Annotated in this window: 15 protein-coding genes; 14 read left to right on the plus strand and 1 reads right to left on the minus strand. The window is 67.7% G+C overall.

Features of this window, described 5'->3' with window-relative positions; genetic code table 11:
- The 5 genes from E3T40_RS06095 to E3T40_RS06115 all read left to right on the plus strand — a co-directional run.
- Positions 1–1433, plus strand: a 1433-nt coding sequence (locus tag E3T40_RS06095; RefSeq protein ID WP_166786595.1) for a multicopper oxidase domain-containing protein, incomplete at its 5' end; no start/stop codon positions are given.
- A gap of 341 nt (positions 1434–1774) precedes the next feature.
- Positions 1775–4138, plus strand: a complete 2364-nt coding sequence (locus E3T40_RS06100; protein WP_104170162.1) for a nitric-oxide reductase large subunit — start codon at positions 1775–1777, stop codon at positions 4136–4138.
- Positions 4138–4953 carry a hypothetical protein gene (locus tag E3T40_RS06105; RefSeq protein ID WP_174843648.1) on the plus strand — a complete coding sequence of 272 codons (816 nt, stop codon included), beginning with the start codon at positions 4138–4140 and terminating at the stop codon, positions 4951–4953. Before E3T40_RS06100 ends, E3T40_RS06105 begins: the two co-directional genes overlap by 1 nt.
- Positions 4953–5852 carry a slipin family protein gene (locus E3T40_RS06110; RefSeq protein ID WP_134542921.1) on the plus strand — a complete coding sequence of 300 codons (900 nt, stop codon included), beginning with the start codon at positions 4953–4955 and terminating at the stop codon, positions 5850–5852. The genes E3T40_RS06105 and E3T40_RS06110 overlap by 1 nt, the downstream gene beginning before the upstream one ends.
- Positions 5852–6100, plus strand: coding sequence for a hypothetical protein (locus E3T40_RS06115; protein ID WP_104170164.1), 249 nt, complete (start codon positions 5852–5854; stop codon positions 6098–6100). Before E3T40_RS06110 ends, E3T40_RS06115 begins: the two co-directional genes overlap by 1 nt.
- A 101-nt stretch (positions 6101–6201) precedes the next feature.
- Here the strand turns inward: E3T40_RS06115 and E3T40_RS06120 are convergent, their stop codons facing one another.
- A complete protein-coding gene (locus E3T40_RS06120; RefSeq protein WP_134542912.1) occupies positions 6202–7362 on the minus strand; it encodes a TIGR04053 family radical SAM/SPASM domain-containing protein in 1161 nt (386 codons plus the stop codon).
- 74 nt (positions 7363–7436) lie between these two features.
- Here E3T40_RS06120 and E3T40_RS06125 point away from each other — a divergent pair, with 74 nt between their 5' ends.
- The 9 genes from E3T40_RS06125 (at position 7437) to narI (ending at position 18959) form a co-directional block, all read left to right on the plus strand.
- On the plus strand, positions 7437–8207 hold the full coding sequence (locus tag E3T40_RS06125) for a metalloregulator ArsR/SmtB family transcription factor (RefSeq protein ID WP_158252036.1): 771 nt from the start codon (positions 7437–7439) through the stop codon (positions 8205–8207).
- Between the two features lie 62 nt (positions 8208–8269).
- Positions 8270–8950, plus strand: a complete 681-nt coding sequence (locus E3T40_RS06130) for a Crp/Fnr family transcriptional regulator (RefSeq protein WP_134542913.1) — start codon at positions 8270–8272, stop codon at positions 8948–8950.
- A gap of 45 nt (positions 8951–8995) precedes the next feature.
- The gene (locus E3T40_RS06135; protein WP_104170167.1) at positions 8996–9265 is read left to right on the plus strand and encodes a heavy-metal-associated domain-containing protein; all 270 of its coding nucleotides are present in this window, start codon (positions 8996–8998) and stop codon (positions 9263–9265) included.
- Positions 9266–9286: 21 nt separating this feature from the next.
- Positions 9287–11260, plus strand: coding sequence for a cation-translocating P-type ATPase (locus tag E3T40_RS06140; protein WP_134542914.1), 1974 nt, complete (start codon positions 9287–9289; stop codon positions 11258–11260).
- On the plus strand, positions 11257–11967 hold the full coding sequence (locus E3T40_RS06145; protein ID WP_104170169.1) for a metalloregulator ArsR/SmtB family transcription factor: 711 nt from the start codon (positions 11257–11259) through the stop codon (positions 11965–11967). Before E3T40_RS06140 ends, E3T40_RS06145 begins: the two co-directional genes overlap by 4 nt.
- 79 nt (positions 11968–12046) lie before the next feature.
- Positions 12047–15832, plus strand: a complete 3786-nt coding sequence (locus E3T40_RS06150) for a nitrate reductase subunit alpha (RefSeq protein WP_104170185.1) — start codon at positions 12047–12049, stop codon at positions 15830–15832.
- Positions 15833–17500 carry a nitrate reductase subunit beta gene (gene narH, locus E3T40_RS06155; RefSeq protein ID WP_134542915.1) on the plus strand — a complete coding sequence of 556 codons (1668 nt, stop codon included), beginning with the start codon at positions 15833–15835 and terminating at the stop codon, positions 17498–17500.
- Complete coding sequence (gene narJ / locus E3T40_RS06160; RefSeq protein ID WP_233199231.1) at positions 17497–18189, plus strand: nitrate reductase molybdenum cofactor assembly chaperone; 693 nt, start codon at positions 17497–17499, stop codon at positions 18187–18189. Before narH ends, narJ begins: the two co-directional genes overlap by 4 nt.
- Positions 18186–18959 (plus strand): respiratory nitrate reductase subunit gamma, encoded by a 774-nt coding sequence (gene narI / locus E3T40_RS06165; protein WP_134542916.1) that lies wholly within the window; start codon positions 18186–18188, stop codon positions 18957–18959. Before narJ ends, narI begins: the two co-directional genes overlap by 4 nt.
- The last annotated feature ends 30 nt before the right edge of the window (positions 18960–18989 follow it).

Genomic DNA, 18989 nt, shown 5'->3' on the forward strand with positions numbered 1-18989 from the left:
GGCTGCGCCGGGCGACGGATGCGACGGCTCCGCCGGCCCGGCCGGCTCCACCGGTCGCCGCGGCGCAGCCCAGCCGCACCGGCGCGACCGTCACGGCCGTCGGCGTCCTGCTCCTGGCCGTGACCCTGGGGATCGCCATGGACCCGGCCGCCGCCGGAATCGCCAGCGGCGGGGCATCCGTCGACAGGGTGTCGACCGGCCACACGACCACGGTCGACGTCGTCATGAAGAACACGCGCTTCAGCCCGGACACCATCGAGGTGCCCGTCGGCGACACCCTGGTGATCAACCTGACCAACGACGACGAGATGGTGCACAACCTCGTGCTCGCCACCGGCGTGGTCTCCGGTTCCGTCGCCCCGGGCACCAGCCGGCAGGTCGACGCCGGCATCGTGGGAGCCGACGTCGAGGGCTGGTGCTCCATCGCCGGCCACAAGGTCCTGGGCATGGTGCTCACGGTCGTGGCCGTCGGAGCCGAGCCTCAGTCCGGCGACGACTCCCCAGCGATGGACCACGGCTCTGCGTCCGCCGGCGGCGCGTCCAGCGCGGCAGACGATCTCGATTTAATGCGTGAGCCCGACGCCGATTTCGTCGCCCGCGACCCGGCGCTGGGGGCGGCGGAGGCGGAGACCGTGCACGCGTTGACCATGCGGGTGGAAGACGTGGAGACCGAGGTGTCTCCCGGCGTCACCCAGACCCTGTGGACATTCAACGGCACAGCCCCCGGCCCGACCCTGCACGGCAAGGTCGGCGACGTCTTCGACATCACCTTCGTCAACGACGGGTCGATCGAGCACTCCATCGACTTCCACGCGGGTGCCCTCGCGCCCGATCGGCCTATGCGCAGCATCAATCCGGGGGAGAGCCTGACCTATCGTTTCACCGCGACCCGCTCGGGGATCTGGCTCTATCACTGCGGCACGATGCCCATGTCGGTGCATATGGCGAACGGCATGTTCGGCGCCGTGATCATTGATCCACCCGGGCTTTCAGCGGTCGACCGGGAATACGTTTTGGTGCAGTCCGAGCTCTACCTCGGTGCGCAGGGCGGGGAGGCCGACGCCGACAAGGTGGCGGCGCAGTTCCCCGACCTGGTGGTCTTCAACGGCATCGCCAACCAGTACGGTGCCCGCCCGCTGACGGCGAAGGTCGGCGAGAAGGTGCGCATCTGGGTGCTGGACGCCGGCCCCAACGTGGGCAGCTCCTTCCACGTCGTGGGCGGCCAGTTCGACACCGTTTTCACGGAGGGCGACTACCTGCTGCGTGATGGCGGCAGCACCGGCACGGGCGGCTCCCAGGTGCTCGACCTGGCCGTGGCCCAGGGTGGCTTCGTCGAGTTGACCTTCCCGGAGGCCGGCAGCTACCCCTTCGTCAGCCACATCATGTCTGATGCCGAGAAAGGCGCCCGCGGCGTCGTCCTGGTCAGTCCGTGATCTTTGTCCGAGTTTCCCCAAAAATGATTGTGTGCGGCGTGTCGCCGGTCGGGTGGAAGAAATGGGCGGCCCGTCGCCTCAGTCTGCTGTGTGAGGGTATTACACCGTTGGACAGGGTTTTTATTGTGGAATATCGTGACTGCGAGTCCGGTGAAGTGATTAGAAATGTCACTCATACTTTTAATCCTGTGGTAGCTTTCAACCACCCCGCGTGACCTATCCGGGGGAGGAACCGTGACAGCTGGCAGTACCTGCTTCCGCGCCCTTGAATCACGCAACATGGAAAGGGGCCCACCGTGGTCCGATTGAGAGCCGGTGCAGGAAAACTGCGATCGGAGTTGATGGTTTCCAAAGGATGGTTGCAGGGCGTAGCCCTGGTAATGGTCTTCGGGTTCGCCGTGATGGGCTTCCTGGCCTTGAGGACCTATACGGACTCGATGCCCCAGCCCAAGCAGGTCGTCGACTCGCAGGGTGAGGTTGTCTTCACGACGGCCGACATCACCGCGGGCCAGCAGACCTTCGTGCGGCGCGGCCTGCAGCAGTATGGCTCGATCCTGGGTCACGGCGGCTACCTCGGACCGGACTACACGGCCGACTACCTGCGGCGCTCCTCGACCGAGGTGCTCGAGGCCCTGACCGCGTCCGGTGTGCAGGACCCACAGGGTGCCCTCGTCGAGATGATGCGGACCAACCGCTACGACAAGGCCACCGGCGACCTCGAATTCACCGATCTGCAGATCGAGGCCTTCGACACGCTCAAGCAGCACTACGCCGATTTCTTCGGTTCCCCGACCACCCAATACGGCCTGATCCCGAATGCCATCACGGACTCGGCGGACATCCACGACCTGACCGCCTTCTTCGCCTGGACGTCCTGGGCAGCCTCTGCTGAGCGGCCCGGTCACAACTACTCGTACACGAACAACTGGCCGGCCGAGCCGCTCGTGGACAACGTTCCGACCGCCGACATCATCGTGTGGAGCGGTCTCTCGCTCGTGGCCCTGATGGTTGCCCTCGGCGCCCTCTTCGGCCTCTACGGCCGGTGGAGCAAGAGGATGGGCTGGCAGCACGGGGAAGAAACCCCGGCACTGTCCTTCCGACAGCCGGGGGAGGTGGCGGTGACACCCGCCCAGACCGCCACGGCCTGGTTCTTCTTCGTGGTGGCTTTGATGTTCCTGGCCCAGGCCTTCCTGGGTGCCGCCATCGAGCACTACCGGGTCGACCTGTCGAGCTTCTTCGGAGTCGACCTGGCTCAGCTGCTGCCGTTCAACCTCGCCCGAACCTGGCATGTGCAGCTTTCGCTGTTGTGGACGGCCACCTCGTTCCTGGCCGCAGGCATCTTCCTCGCCCCGTATATCTCCGGGCGTGAACCCAAACGTCAGCACTGGTTGGCCTACGGCTTGCTCGGCGCCCTCGCCCTGGTCATCGTCGGATCGTTCGTGGGTGAAGCCTTGAGCATCTTCGGCGTCGAGGCCGCGAAGGGCTCGCCGTTCTGGGACATGCAGTGGGAGTACATCGACCTGCCCAGGGTGTGGCAGGGCATGCTCGTCGTCGGACTCTTCCTGTGGATCGCGATCATCTACCGCGGCATCCGGGCGCGTCTGAAGTCTGAGCACCGCTTCAACCTGCCGTGGCTCTTCTTCTACGCCGGTCTCGCGATCCCCGCGTTCTACGCCGTCGGAATGCTCGCCGGCACCGAGGTTCACCTGAGCGTCGCCGAGTTCTGGCGCTTCTGGGTGGTGCACCTCTGGGTTGAGGACTTCCTGGAACTGTTCACGACCGTGATGGTGGCCTACATCTTCGTCATGCTCGGGGTCGTGCACCGCAAGATCGCGATGCAGATCATCCTGCTCGACGTCATCCTGTATTCCGCCGGTGGCATCCTCGGCACCATGCACCACCTGTACTTCTCCGGAACCCCCGTCGAGCACATGGCGCTGGGAGCCTTCTTCTCCGCCCTGGAAGTCATCCCGTTGACCTTCCTGACGATCGAGGCCTGGAGCTTCCTCCAACTCGGTGCCCGGCAGGAGTCGCGCAGTTCGGCTCCGTTCCCGCACCGCTGGGCCGTGATGTTCCTTGTCGCGGTCGGCTTCTGGAACTTCCTGGGTGCCGGCGTCTTCGGATTCCTGATCAACCTGCCGATCGTCTCGTACTACGAGATCGGTACCGCGCTGACGGCCAACCACGCCCACGCGGCGATGATGGGCGTGTACGGAATGATGGGCGTCGGTCTGTCGCTCTTCGCCCTGCGCTACCTGATCCCGGCCGAGCGCTGGCCGGACAAGCTCGCCAAGATCTCGTTCTGGTGCCTCAACATCGGTCTGGCCTGGATGACGTTCGCAACGCTGCTGCCGCTCGGCGTCATTCAGCTCTGGCACTCCATCAACGACGGCTACTTCGAAGCCCGCAGCCTCAACTTCATCAACGAGCCCGGCAACGCCGTTCTCGAATGGCTGCGGATGCCCGGTGACATCGTCTTCATCGTCGGAGGCGTGATGCCGTTCGTCTGGATCACCTGGCTCGGGGTTCGCTACCGCATCAAGGCAACCACCCACGACGTGCCGATGGAGGCTTTGTTCGTCGAGGCGGTCCCCACCGGCGCGACGGTCACCGGCGGCGCGGAGCCGACATCCGGATATTCCTCGGACTACCGCTCCACCGGCACCGGGGAGATCGGTGGGGACCGCCCGGGCGGCGGCGTGTGATGGCGTCCATCAATCCGGAGGTCTGGTTCGCGCTTGTCTACGGCGGCTTCCTGCTGGCCGTGGCACACGTGCTGGACCTCCTGGCGAGACGCACCGCGACGAAATCCACCGCCATGCGGTCCGGCGGGTTCGACTACCACGAAGACCACGATGCCTGGAAGTGTTCGGAGGACCAATGGCTCTGGCCGATCTCCTTCGATCCGGATAACCGGGTGACGCGATACCAGGCCAGCCCCACGGTCTGCAACCCCTGCCCGGTCAAGGACACCTGCACCACCTCGGATGCGGGCCGGCAGCTCGCGCGAAACATCGACCCCTGGCCCAGTTCGGAGGCAGAACGGTTCCATCGCGGGATCGCCTGCTCCGTCGTCGTGCTCGGGCTCATCTGGCCGCTTGCGTCCATGTTCCAGAACCGCACGGGCGTGGAATTGCTGATCCTTGGGTCGGCCTCGGCCGTCATCGCCGCCGGCAGTTGGCCGTTGTGGTCGCACCTGCGTCGCACGCCCGCTCGCTTTCCCGAGCATCTCAAGGTCGTAGGGCTCGACGAAAGCGTCGCGGCCCGTGCCGCCACGGCGGCGGTCGAGGCGCAGCGGCGCAGCGGCTACGGCAGCATCAGAAAAACGGGCCCGCGGCCGGTTCAAATCGAACCGTACGCGAGCGCCCGGGCGTCGGAGCAAACCGACGCCGATCCGGAAACGATGAAAGGAAACACAGTGAGCGCCTCATTCTCAGCCCGTTGGGCTGAACTGGAGACGGAGGCCGACCCGGGTCGTTCCGGCCCCGCCGTGGGCTGGAACCGGAGGGGCAACTCGTGATGGCCTGGCAGATCGCGGCCCTGATCGTGGTGGCGCTGCTGCTCGTCTGGCTGGCAGCTTCCTTCAAGGTGCTGCAGGAATACGAGCGGGGCGTGGCGTTCCGATTCGGCCGGCTGGGCCCGGTGCGGGACCCGGGTGTGCAGATGGTGTTCCCCGGACTGGACAAGATGGTGCGGGTCGACCTCCGGATCGTGACCCTCACGATCCCGCCGCAGGACGTCATCACCAAGGACAACGTTCCGGCCCGGGTCAACGCCGTCGTCCTATTCCAGGTCACCGACCCGGTCCGTTCGGTGATGGCGGTCGAGAACCACGCCATCGCCACCTCCCAGATGTCGCAAACAACGCTGCGCTCGGTCGTGGGCCGCGCCGACCTCGACACCCTGCTCGCCCACCGGGCCGACCTGAACGAAGACCTCGCCCGCAACATCAACGCGCAAACCGAACCCTGGGGCGTGCAGGTGAAGGTCGTCGAAATCAAGGATGTCGAGATTCCGCAGGCGATGCAGCGTGCCATGGCCCGTGAAGCCGAAGCCGAGCGGGATCGCCGGGCGAAGATCATCAACGCCCACGGTGAACTGCAGGCGTCGGAGGAGCTGGGCCAGGCGGCGGAAATCCTGAGCCGCAATCCCGCGTCGCTTCAGCTGCGCTACCTGCAGACCCTGCTCGAGCTGGGCGCCGACCAGAAATCGACCGTGGTCTTCCCGCTTCCGATGGACATTCTCGGTCCGTTCCTCAACGGCAAGGTCACCCAGCAGGTGGCCCAGCCGAGCGCCGCACCCCCCGGTGCGGACACGGTTCCCCTGCCGGAACCGGCGGGGGCCGCCGCGGCCTTCGCCGCCGCCGTTGCGACCGCCGTCGCGGCTGCCGCAGCACAGACAACGGAGGTTTCTTCCTAATGGCCGACACCGATTCACGCGACCGCGCCCTCAGCATCCGTCTGATGCTGATCGGAGTCTTCGCCGGCATCTTCGCACCCATCGCCGGGTTCCTCGGCGGCACGATCGTCGGAGTCGACCAGACGGTCGGCGCCCTGGAGCCGCTCTTCGTCTGGCTCTTCGTGGGCATGATCGTCGGGATGTTCGGCGTGGCCATCGGGATCCTCGGCGCCCTGCGCTGGGTCAAGGGCGGGCACCACCTGGACTGACCTGCCGTGCACCACCCGCACGCAGAAGCGCCCGGCCGAGTAATCGGCCGGGCGCTTCTGCGTGCGGGTGGTGCTGTAAACCGCTCAGCGCTGTGGGCTGCTCAGTCGGTAGTGGGCTGGTATTCGCAGCTGGGGTCCTCGGCGAGCGGGTCCCCGGTCACCGCGTAGGCGTGCGAGCGGGAGCCGCCGCAGACCGTGCGAAATTCGCAGTGACCACACCGGCCGCCGAAGAGATCCGGGGTGCGCAGCTCCTGGAGTAGCTGCGCCTCCCGGTAGATCTTGGAGAAGGACTGCTCGTGCACCGACCCCACGGACACGGGCAGGAACCCGCTGGGATAAACGAGACCGACATGGTCGACGAAGGCGAACCCGCGCCCGGAATTGACGTCGAGGGGGGCCCGCGGACGCCGCCGCCTCGGCTCCTCACCGGTGAGCAACCGCTCCGTGGCCTCCCGCAGCGAGGCTCTCAGCGGGCCGACTGGGAACGCGGTGTCGAGGTCGACCCCGTCGTCCACGCCGGCCCGCTGAAGCGCGATGCGTCGGTAGTGGGGTGCCTCGGTGGTCTTGACGGCGACCAGGTCGGAGACGTCGTGCAGCCAGTGCAGCACCTCCTCCTCCTCGGCCGCGGTCAGGGCGTTCAGGAGCTTGCCGCGGCCGGTGGGCACGAGGAAGAAGACACTCCACAGGGTGGTGCCGAGATCGAGGACGGTCTTCAGGATGCCGGGCAGCTCGTGCACGGTGTCGCGGGTGACGGTCGTGTTGATCTGCAGTCGGTAGCCGACCTCGCGCACCATTCGGGCGGCGATCATGGTGTCGTCGTAGACGCCGTCGACGCCGCGGAAGGCGTCGTGGGTGGCCGCTGAGGCGCCGTCCAGCGAGAGTGAGACCGCCTTGGCCCCGGCGTCGTGGAGCTCGACCAGGACCTCACGGGTGAGGCGCGGGGTGACCGAGGGGGAGAGGGCCATGCTCAGGCCGAGGCTGGTGCCGTGGGCGACGAGCTCCGGCAAGTCGGGGCGCTCGAACGGGTCCCCGCCGGTGAGCACGACCAGCGGGCGCGGTGTGCCGAACGCGGCGAGGTCGTCCAACAATTTGCGACCCTGGTCCGTGCTCAGCTCGAACGGGTTGCGCGTGCGGATGGCGTCGGCCCGGCAGTGGGTGCAGACCAGTTGACAGGCGCGCGTCACCTCCCAGATGACGATGAAGGGCCGTTCGGCGGTGTCGTGGTGCAGCACCCGGATGGGGCGCACGTGCGTGTCGGTCATGGGGCAAGTCCTTGCTCAGCGCCGAATTTCGGCCCTCAGTTGTTTTTACCATAGATATAGGGAAAACTAATCGGGTGCCTATCCAACCCCTTGACGCCCGCACCCACCGCGTGCTTTCCGGCATCAGTCGGGTCGCCATTCTCGAGCTCCTGCGCGATGCCGACGCGGCGCTGGATGTGCCGGCCATCGCCCAAGCGGTGGGGCTGCACGCGAACACGGTTCGGTCCCATCTCGACCGGTTGGTCGAGGTGGGCCTGGTCGCCGAGACCGTCGAGGCGCGCGTGCGTCCCGGGCGGCCCCGGCTTTTCTTTCGCGCCACGTCACCCGCCGCCGAGGTCCCCGCCGAGTCCTACCGGCTTCTCGCCGGTCTCCTGGCCGGCGGCCTGGGCAGGGACGTTCCCTCGGGCGCGGCCGCGGCCGCGGAGGCCGGGCGGCGCTGGGGCAGGGAGATGGCCGAGACGGATGCCGGACTCTCCGACGCGCAGCCGGGGGCGGTCCCCCCAGCATCGGTCGGGCGTATCGTTCAGATCCTCGACGAGGTCGGCTTCGAGCCGCGCCTCGGTGCTGCCGGGGATGCCGGTGCTGCCGGTGCTGCCGGTGCTGCCGATGACGTCGCTTTCGGCGGCGCCGCCGCCGCCCCGGTCGACGTCGTGATCGAGCTGCACCGCTGCCCGTTCCTCGATGTGGCCAAGGACCACAGCGACGTCGTGTGCGCGGTGCACCGCGGCCTGATGGAGGGCGCCCTCGAGCGCCTGCACTCACCCGGAGTCGGCGTCACCCTCGAGCCGTTCGCCCGCCCGGGCGTCTGCCTCGCCCACCTCGAGATCCCGGCGACGAAGCCGTGAGCGTGGCCCGGCGCACACCGCTGCGCAGCACCTGCGCGCGGCCGCATCCGTGCTCCTCCGCCATGCGAAACACCATTCTCGGCCAGATCCCGATCTTCCAGGACCTGTCGGCCGGCGAGCTCGCCAACCTGGCCGAACGGATGCTGTCGCTCTCCTGGGGTCCCGGAGACACGCTGTTCACCGCCGGCGAGCTGTCCGAGCACGTGTTCGTGCTCGCGGCCGGCCAGGCGAAGGTGTTCCGATCGACCTCGACCGGGCAGTCCACGAGCCTCGACTTCCTCGGCCCGGGAGCAGTGCTGGGCAGCCTGACCGCGCTGGACGCGGGCCGGTACCCCGAGACGGCCGTTGCCCTCGTGACCACCTGCGCCCTGCGCCTCGAATCCGGCGCCTTCCGGCAGATGTTGCTCGCGCATCCGCCGGTGGCGCTGCGCGTGCTGGACGTCGTCGTCGACCGTCTTCACCGGGCCCGGTCGAGGGAGGCCGAGCAGGCCTCCGTTACCGTCACAACGCGGGTGGCAGCGACCCTGCTGCGCCTCGCCGACACCTTCGGCGTGCCGGGGGACGGCGCCGGTACCACCCTGATCCAGCTGCCTCTGACCCGCGCCGACCTGGCCGCCATGACCGGCACGAGCGCCGAGTCGGTGTCCCGCGCCATGAGCGGCCTGCGCCGGGACGGGTTGATCGATTCCGGACGGCGGTGGACCGCCGTGCTCGACCGTTCCGGCCTGATTGCGGCAAAGTGACGGCCGTCATGGTCGCCGCCGTCTCGAGTTCGTAACGTCGCAGTCATGACGACAATCATCCCCACCCCGACATCCACCCCGACATCCACCCCGGCCACCGTCCACACCATCCTGCGGGCCGACGGCTTTTCCTGCCCGTCCTGCGTCGCCAAGATCGAGAAGCAGATCGGCCGCCTCGCCGGAGTCAGCGCCGTGACCGTGTTCTTCGCCACCGCCCGGATCGAGATCGACCACGACCCGGCCGTCGTCAGCACGGATGCCCTCATCGCCGCCGTCGGCAAGGCCGGCTACACCGCCCACCTGGCCGCGTTCTGACCGGCGGACAGGGGGAGTGACATGACCATCGTGCGCCGCCACCTGATTCCCCTCATTTCCGGCGCGTTGATCGGCGCCGCCTGGCTGCTCGGCCTTCTGCCGGTGCCGCCGCTTGTCTCCGACGTGGCGATGGTGGCGGCCGCGGTCGTGGCCGGGTTCCCGATCATGCGGACCGCCGGGCGCGCGCTCCTCGCCCGGGTCGTGGGCATCGACCTGCTTGTCACGGTCGCCTCCGTCGGCGCCATCGTGCTCGGCGAATACTGGGAGGCCGCCGCCGTGACCTTCCTGTTCGCGATCGGGCATGCCCTCGAAACGGCCACCCTCAGCCGCACCCGCTCCGCCCTGACCGCGCTCGTGGCCCTGGCCCCGGACGTCGCCCTCGTGCTGCGGAACGGCGAGCAGCTCGAGGTCCTGGCCGGGTCCGTGCGGACCGGGGAGACCGTCCTGGTCAAGAACGGCGCGCGGGTGCCCGTCGACGGCACCGTGCAGCAGGGCACGGGCACGATCGACGAGGCCTCCATCACGGGCGAGTCCTCCCCGGCCGAGAAGCGCGCCGGCGACCGCGTCTTCGCCGGCACGGTCTCGACCGGCGGCTTCTTGCAGGTGCTGGCCACCGAGGTCGGCGCGGCTACCACCCTGGCCCACATCGTGCACCGGGTCGAGGAGGCCCAGGAGGCCACGGCCCCGACCCAGGTCTTCATGGACCGGTTCTCGGGCTGGTACACCCCCGGCATCCTGGTGCTCGCGATCATCGTCGGCGTGGTGACCGGCGACGTGTTCCTGGCGCTGACCCTGCTCGTGATCGGGTGTCCCGGCGCCCTGGTCATCTCCATCCCGGTCGCGATCGTTGCCGGGATCGGCCGCGCCGCGCAGCTCGGAATCCTGATCAAGGGCGGCGAGTTCCTCGAGACCGCCGCGAAGATCACGGTCGTCGCGGTCGACAAGACGGGCACCCTCACCCGGGGCCGTCCGGTCCTGACGGATGTCGTGGTGCTGAACCCCGCTCTGACCCGTGCCGAGGTGCTCGACTGGGCTTCACGGGCGGAGGCCGGCTCCGAGCATCCGCTGGCCGGGGCGATCGTGCAGGCCGCCGCGCGGGAGGCCGCACGCGAAGCCGCGCAGGGCGCCCAGGTGACCGGCCTGCCGGAACACATCACGTCGGTGCCCGGGCAGGGCATCGTCGCCGCGGTGGCCGGCCGCACCGTGCTGATCGGCAATCCGGCCCTGCTCCGCGCCCACCGGATCGCGGGCACGGATGCCGCCACGACGCTGGCCGAGAAACTCGCCGCCCACGGGCGCACGCCGCTGATCGTCGTGCTCGACGGCGTCGTCGCCGGTGTCCTGGCCGTGGCCGACGAGGTGCGTCCCGACGCCGCCGACATGGTGGACGCGCTGCACAAGGCGGGGATCGTTCGGGTCGTCATGCTCACCGGCGACGGGCCGCTCGTGGCGCAGGCCGTGGGTGCCCACGTCGGAATCGACGAGATCCGGTCGTCGCTGCTGCCGGAGGACAAGCTCGACGTCGTCACCGGGCTCCGGCGGGACGGCCACGTCGTGGCGATGGTGGGAGACGGCGTCAACGACGCCCCGGCCCTGGCCACGGCGGACATCGGCATCGCGATGGCGGCGGCCGGTTCGGCCGTCGCGGTCGAGACCGCCGACATCGCGCTGATGGGTGACAACCTGCTGATGCTCCCCGCCGCCATCGACCTGGCCCGCCGCACGGTGCGCGTCATGCACCAGAACGTGGCCCTCGCGCTGGTCACGGTGGCGCTGTTGCTGGCCGGTGTGCTGTTCGGCGGCATGAGCATGTTCGGCGGCATGCTCGTGCATGAGGCATCCGTACTGATCGTGATCGTGAATGCGATGCGCCTGCTGCGCCGGTCCGGGCAGCGCGCGGAACGCAGAGCACGGCGTCGGATTTCGTCCGAATCGCATGTCCAGTCCCCGGAAAAGTCAGAGAAATCAGAAAATAAGGAGATGATTAGGGGGTGACGCCGTCCTCCCCCTCGTCGAGCTACCGCACGCTCGCGTCCTTCAGCAGGATTCAGCTTCTGTACTTCCTGCAGCAGCGCGGAACGATGACGGTGGGCGACCTGGCCGAGGCCACCGGTCTGCACCACAACACGGCCCGGGAGCACCTGCAGCGCCTGATCGGGGACGGTTTCGTCACCTGTCACCCGGAAAACAAAGACTCCAAGGGCCGGCCTCGGATGTTGTACAGCGCCGCCGCCGGCCCGGACCACGTCGTCGGCTCCATCCGGGCCGCGAAGGCCGAAGCCGCCGGTCGCCACGGTGACCAGGTGCGACGGATGCTGCGGGTCGAGGCCGTCATCCACTCGCCGCTGCAGCGGCAACTGGACGCCCTCGACGACCACCTCGACGAGTCCGGCTTCGACGCGCGGCTCGAGATCGACGGTGCCGACGGCAACCGAGTGCACCTGCACGAATGCCCGTACAGCGAGATGGTCAAGGCGCACCCCGAGGTCTGCCGGGTGCACTTCGGGCTGCTGAAAACCCTGCTCGAAAGGACCGAGGGACCCCTGAGCGCCGACGCGCTGCACCCGCTGGTCGAACTGAACACCTGCACCCTCGACCTGCACCGGTCCGACGCCGACCCAGGTGTCGAAACAGGCGCCGAACCCACCGCCGAGGAACAGCCCAAGCCGGCAATCATTTATCACGGCGTTTCCGGCTTGTAGCGAATTTCGCCACCCCTGAGACTGGAGTCCGAGGGTGGTTGCCGACCATGGTGACCCCGGGCAGTGCAAGGGGTACGTTGTGAAAACACTCAAGAATTCGGCTTTCTCGAAGCCGGCTAAGACCCGGCCGGCCAAGCCCGGCATCGACGCCCCCATCGACGACACGATCCTGAAGCTCGGGCGGTTCCTGCGCCGAGGCAAGGCCTCACCCGACCTGCGATCCGTGTTCCTTACGGGCGGCCGCGACGCCGACTCGTTCTACCGCGACCGCTGGACCCACGACAAAGAGGTGCGGTCCACCCACGGCGTGAACTGCACCGGCTCCTGCTCCTGGAAGGTGTACGTCAAGGACGGCATCATCACCTGGGAGACCCAGCAGACCGACTATCCCTCCGTCGGCCCCGACTCACCCGAATACGAGCCCCGCGGCTGCCCCCGCGGCGCCGCCTTCAGCTGGTACACCTACTCGCCGACCCGGGTCAAGTACCCCTACGTGCGCGGCGTGCTGCTTGACCTGTTCCGTGCGGCGAAGGCCCGCACCGGCGACCCGGTGCTCGCCTGGGCCGAGGTCACCGGCGACCCCGAGAGCGCCCGCGCCTACAAGAGCGCCCGCGGCAAGGGCGGCCTGGTGCGCACCAGCTGGGACGAGGCGTCCGAGATCGTCGCCGCCGCCCACGTGCACACCATCAAGAAGTACGGCCCCGACCGCATCGCCGGCTTCTCGCCGATCCCCGCCATGTCGATCGTCTCGCAGGGGGTGGGCAACCGGTTCATCTCCATGCTCGGCGGCACCATGCTCTCGTTCTACGACTGGTACGCCGACCTGCCCGTGGCGTCCCCGCAGGTGTTCGGCGACCAGACCGACGTGCCGGAATCGGCAGACTGGTGGAACTCCTCCTACCTGATCATGTGGGGCTCCAACGTGCCGGTCACCCGCACGCCCGACGCGCACTTCATGGTCGAGGCCCGCTACAAGGGCCAGAAGGTCATCACCGTCTCGCCCGACTACGCCGACAACTCCAAGTTCGCCGACGAGTGGCTGGCCGTGCACCCCGGCACCGACGGCGCGCTCGCGCTGGCCATGGGCCACGTCGTGCTCAAGGAATTCCTGGTCGACCGCCGCACGCCCCGCTTCGTCGACTACATGAAGCGTTACAGCGACTCCGCCTACCTGATCAGCCTCACCAGGCGCGGCGACGCGTACGTGCCCGGCAAGTTCGTGACCGCGGATGCCCTGCCCGGCCTGGCCCCGACGGTCGCCAGCGCCGCGTTCAAGCCGGTGCTTCTGGGCCACGACGGCGAGGTCGTCGTGCCCAACGGTTCGATCGGGCACCGTTTCTCCGAGACCGACGTCGGCAAATGGAACCTCGACCTCGAGGGTGTCGACCCGCTCCTGTCCATCGCCGACGCACCCGACTACGACCAGGCGTCCGTCGCCATCGACATGCCCCGGTTCGACGTTGCTCCGGAGACCGACGAGATCGGAGAGCAGCACGCGGGCGGTGCGGGCATCATCCGTCGCGGCGTACCCGTGCGGATGGTGGCCGGCCAGCTGGTCACCACCGTGTTCGACCTGCTGCTCGCGCAGTACGGCGTCGGCCGGCCCGGCCTGCCCGGTGTCTGGCCCACCGGCTACGACGACGCCACCTCACCCGGTACCCCTGCCTGGCAGGAGGGCATCACCTCGGTGCCGATGCAGGCCGCCGAACGCATCGGCCGCGAGTTCGCGCAGAACGCCGAAGACTCCAATGGACGCTCGATGATCCTGATGGGTGCCGGAACCAACCACTGGTTCCATTCCGACACCATCTACCGGGCCTTCCTGGCACTGACCACCATGACCGGCTGCCAGGGCGTCAACGGTGGCGGCTGGGCTCACTACGTCGGCCAGGAGAAGGTGCGCCCGCTCACCGGCTACGGCCAGTACGCGTTCGGCCTGGACTGGGTGCGCCCGCCCCGCCAGATGATCGGCACGGGCTTCTTCTACCTCGCCACCGACCAGTGGCGCTACGACGGCCTCGCCGCCGACACCCTGTCCAGCCCGCTCGGCGCAGGCACCTTCGCCGGCCGCACCACCGCGGACTGCCTGGTCGAGTCGACCAAGCGCGGCTGGATGCCCGGCTACCCCACCTTCAACCGCAACTCGCTCGACCTCGTCGACGACGCGGTCCGGGCGGGCGTCGACCCGGCCCAGTACGTGGTCGAGTCCCTCGGCGACGGCACCCTCGAGTACGCCATCGAGGACCCGGATGCGCCGGAGAACTTCCCGCGCATCCTCGACGTGTGGCGGGCCAACGTGATCGGCTCGTCCGGCAAGGGCAACGAGTACTTCCTGAAGCACCTGCTGGGCACCAAGAACGCCGTGCGCGCCCCCGAATCGCCGCCCGAGAAGCGTCCGAAGACCATGAAGTGGCACGAGACCGCCCCCGAGGGCAAGCTTGACCTGATGGTCACCAGCGACTTCCGCATGACGAGCACCACCATCTTCAGCGACGTGGTGCTGCCGCCGGCCACCTGGTACGAGAAGAACGACCTGTCGACCACCGACATGCACCCCTTCATCCACTCGTTCAACCCGGCGATCGCCCCGCCGTGGCAGGCGAAGACCGACTTCGACATCTTCCACATCCTCGCGGAGAAGATCTCTGAGATGTCCGTGGAGCACCTCGGGGTGCGGAAGGACCTGGTCGCCGTTCCGCTGCTGCACGACACCCCGGATGCGATGAGCGCCCCGCACGGCATCGTCGAATACGACCAGGTGCTGGTGCCCGGCGTGACCATGCCCAAACTGGTCGTGGTCGAACGCGACTACCCGGCCTTCGCCGCCCGGCTCGGTGCCCTCGGCCCGCTGACCGAGAAGCTCGGCATGATGACCAAGGGCGTCAAGTTCAACCCCGACGTCGAGGTGGCCTACCTGGCGAAGAAGAACGGGCTCGTCGAGAGCGGCCCCGCCGCCGGGCGGCCGCAGCTGAAGACCGCCATCCAGGCCTGCGAAATGGTGCTCGCGCTCTCCGGCACCACCAACGGACGGCTCGGTACGCAAGGCTTCCGCAGGATGGAGGAGCGCACCGGCCAGAAGTTGGCGCACCTGGCCAGCGACAACGAGGGCCGTCGCTTCTCCTACCCGGATGTGCAGGGTGCCCCGGTCCCGGTGCTCACCTCCCCGGAGTGGTCCGGCAGCGAGCACGGCGGCCGACGCTACAGCGCGTTCACGATCAACGTGGAGCACCTCAAGCCCTGGCACACCCTCACCGGGAGGCAACACTTCTACCTCGACCACGACTGGATGATCGAGCTGGGGGAGACCATGCCGATCTTCCGGCCGCCGCTGGACATGCACCGCCTGTTCGATGATTCCATCGTCGGGTCGACCTCGTCCACCGGCGCGACCGGCTCGAAGGGACGGGCCGAGGTGGCCGTGCGCTACCTCACCCCGCACTCCAAGTGGTCGATTCACTCCGAGTACCAGGACAACCTGATGATGCTGTCGCTGTCCCGCGGCGGGCCCACCATCTGGATGTCACCGCAGGACGCCGACAAGATCGGCGTGCGTGACAACGAATGGATCGAGTCCTACAACCGCAACGGCGTCGTCGTGGCCCGTGCGGTCGTCTCGCACCGGATGCCCGAGGGCACCGTGTACATGTACCACGCGAAGGACCGCACCATCAATGTGCCGATCGCCGAGACGAGTGGCATGCGCGGCGGCACGAACAACTCGCTCACCCGAATCCTGCTGAAACCGAGTCACCTGATCGGTGGCTACGCCCAGCTGTCCTTCGCTTTCAATTACCTCGGCCCGACCGGGAACCAACGCGACGAGGTCACCGTGATCCGTCGACGCAGCCAGGAGGTTGAGTACTAAATGCGCGTAATGGCTCAGATGTCGATGATCATGAATCTCGACAAGTGCATCGGGTGCCACACCTGTTCGGTCACCTGTAAGCAGGTGTGGACCAACCGCACCGGCGTCGAATACGTCTGGTTCAACAACGTGGAGACCAAGCCCGGCGTCGGCTACCCGCGCCGCTACGAAGACCAGGACAAGTGGAAGGGCGGCTGGCAGCGCAACAAGCGCGGACGCCTGAAACTGCGCTCCGGTGGCCGCATCAAGCGTCTCGCCACCATCTTCAACAACCCCGACCTCCCGGTGATCGACGACTACTACGAGCCGTGGACCTACGACTACGACATGCTGACCAAGGCTCCGCTGAGCACGGAAAGCCCCGTCGCCCGGCCCAAGTCGCTGCTCACCGGCCAGAACATGGACATCAAGTGGTCCGGCAACTGGGACGACGACCTCGGCGGCTCGCAGGAGACGGCGGCAGACGACCCCATCCTCGCCACCATGAGCGAGCACGTGAAGATGGAGTTCGAGAACACCTTCATGTTCTACCTGCCGCGCATCTGCGAGCACTGCCTGAACCCCGCCTGCGTCGCGGCCTGCCCCTCGGGCGCCATGTACAAGCGCGAGGAGGACGGTATCGTCCTCGTCGACGAAGACGGATGCCGCGGCTGGCGCATGTGCGTCTCCGCCTGCCCGTACAAGAAGGTCTACTTCAACCACAAGACGGGTAAGGCCGAGAAGTGCACGCTCTGCTACCCGTTGATCGAGCAGGGCAAGCCCACGATCTGCTCGGAGACCTGCGTCGGCCGGCTGCGCTACCTCGGCCTGATGCTCTACGACGCCGACGCGGTCCTCGCGCAGGCTTCGGTCGAGAACGAGCACGACCTGCTGGATGCCCAGCGCGCCTGCTTCCTCGACCCGTTCGACCCTGAGGTCATCGCCGCGGCGAAGGCCGAAGGCATGGAGGACGACTGGATCCTCGCGGCCCAGAATAGCCCGATCTACAAGCTCATCTCCGAGTACAAGGTGGCTCTGCCGCTGCATCCGGAGTACCGCACCATGCCGATGGTCTGGTACATCCCCCCGCTGTCCCCGGTGGTCGACGTCATCTCGACCACCAACAACGACGGTGAGGATGCCCGCACCCTGTTCGCCGCCATCGACAAGCTCCGCATCCCGGTGGAATACCTCGCCGGACTGTTCTCGGCCGGAGACGTCGTTCCCGTCGAGTCCTCGCTGCGGAAGCTCGCCGCCATGAGGTCGTACATGCGCGACATCAACCTGGGCCGCGACCGCGACGAGTCGATCCCGGAAGCGGTCGGCATGACCGGTCCCGAGATCGAGGCCATGTACCGCCTGCTGGCCATCGCCAAGTACGAGGATCGCTACGTCATCCCCAAGGCGCACGTCGAGACGGCGCGTGAGCTTGAGGAACTCGCCTGCTCGCTCGACACCGACGGCGGCCCCGGTATGGGTGGCCCCAGCGTCGCCACGGCGGCCGGCCCCTATGGCAAGACCCTCGGGATGCCGCTGAACGCGACCGTCGACAACTACAACGAGATGGTCGGCAAGGGCTCCGAACGCACGAAGCCCACCACGCCCGGCCGGGTCAACCTGCTCAACTGGACCGGCGGCGGCGTGCCGGAGGGCATGTTCCCGCCGAAGGCCTCCGGGAGTCCCGCGTGAGGCTGCCGAAGCTCCCGACCCGCAAGGTCACGGCGCTGCCTCTGTCCGCGGAGGACGGCCGGATGGCGCACATGGCGGCATCTATTCTGCTGGATTACCCCAGCCAGGAGCGAAGGGCCCGTTTCGGTGCTGTCGCCGCGTCGGTGGCGTTGCTGCCGGATCCGCTCCGCCACGCCTTCGAGGCGTTCCTGACGAAAGCGGATGCGATGACGCAGCAGGAGTTGGAAATCCACTTCACGGCCACTTTCGACCTCAAGCGCAAGTGCTGCCCGTACCTGAGCTACTACGCGGCGGGGGACACCCGTCGCCGCGGCATGGCGCTCGTGCGCTTCGTCGAGGCCTACCGTGCCGCGGGCTGGGAGGTCGCCGCCGACGAACTGCCCGACTACCTGCCGATGGTGCTCGAATTCTCCGCGCGGAGCGACTCGCCGATCGCCCAGGAACTGCTCGCCGCGCACCGCGACGGGATCGAGGTGCTCCGCATGGCACTCGAGGCCGTGCCGAGCCCCTACGCGCACATTGTGGAGGCGGTCTCCCTGTCTCTCCCGAAGATCGACGAGGAGACGCGTCAGCGTTACCTCAACCTGGTGAACGAGGGTCCGCCGACCGAGACGGTCGGTATGACCTTCCTGGGCAATCTCAAACCGTTCTCGCCGTCCGGCGCGAACAGCGAGGAAGTACGGGTATGAATCCGCTCGACATTCTGCTTTGGGTGGCGTTCCCCTACGCCGCCGCCGGGGTCTTCATCGTCGGTCACCTTCTGCGCTACCGGTTCGACCAGTTCGGCTGGACCTCACGGTCGAGCCAGACCTATGAGAACAAGTGGCTCCGCTGGGGCTCGCCCATGTTCCACTACGGCATCCTGATGGTCTTCGGCGGTCACATTGTCGGACTCTTCATCCCCAAACCGTGGCTCGAGTTCTTTGGCGTCACCGAGCACATCTACCACCTCGGGGCCACCTGGCTGGGCAGCGTCGCCGCGGTGCTGACCATCGCCGGCCTCGCCATCCTGCTGATCCGTCGCCGCCTGGTCGCCCGGGTCAAGCTGGTCACGACCATGATGGACAAGGTCATGTACCTGTTCCTCGCCGGCACCATCGCCTTCGGCACGACGGCGACCGTGCTCTACCAGGTGCTCGGCGCCGGCTACGACTACCGTGGGTCGATCTCGCCGTGGATCCGCAGCCTGTACGCCTTTCAGCCGGACCCGGCGCTGATGAGCGACGTGCCGTTCTTCTTCCAACTGCACGTGCTCTTTGCCACGATGCTCTTCCTGCTGTGGCCCTTCACCCGACTGGTGCATGTATTCTCGGCGCCGCTCGGCTACTTCGTGCGTCCCTACATCGTCTACCGCTCGCGGGACGGCCACCGCGGTGCGGGCTCCCAGAAGGCCCGCCGTGGCTGGGAGAAGAGCGAACTACCGAGGGACACCCGCGAAAAGGTGGGCGGCCGCCGCTAGCCGAAGATCCCAGGGACGTCGACGCCGGTG

It is taken from the genome of Cryobacterium sp. TMT1-19, from assembly GCF_004403055.1.
In the GTDB taxonomy this organism is placed as follows: Bacteria; Actinomycetota; Actinomycetes; order Actinomycetales; family Microbacteriaceae; genus Cryobacterium; species Cryobacterium sandaracinum.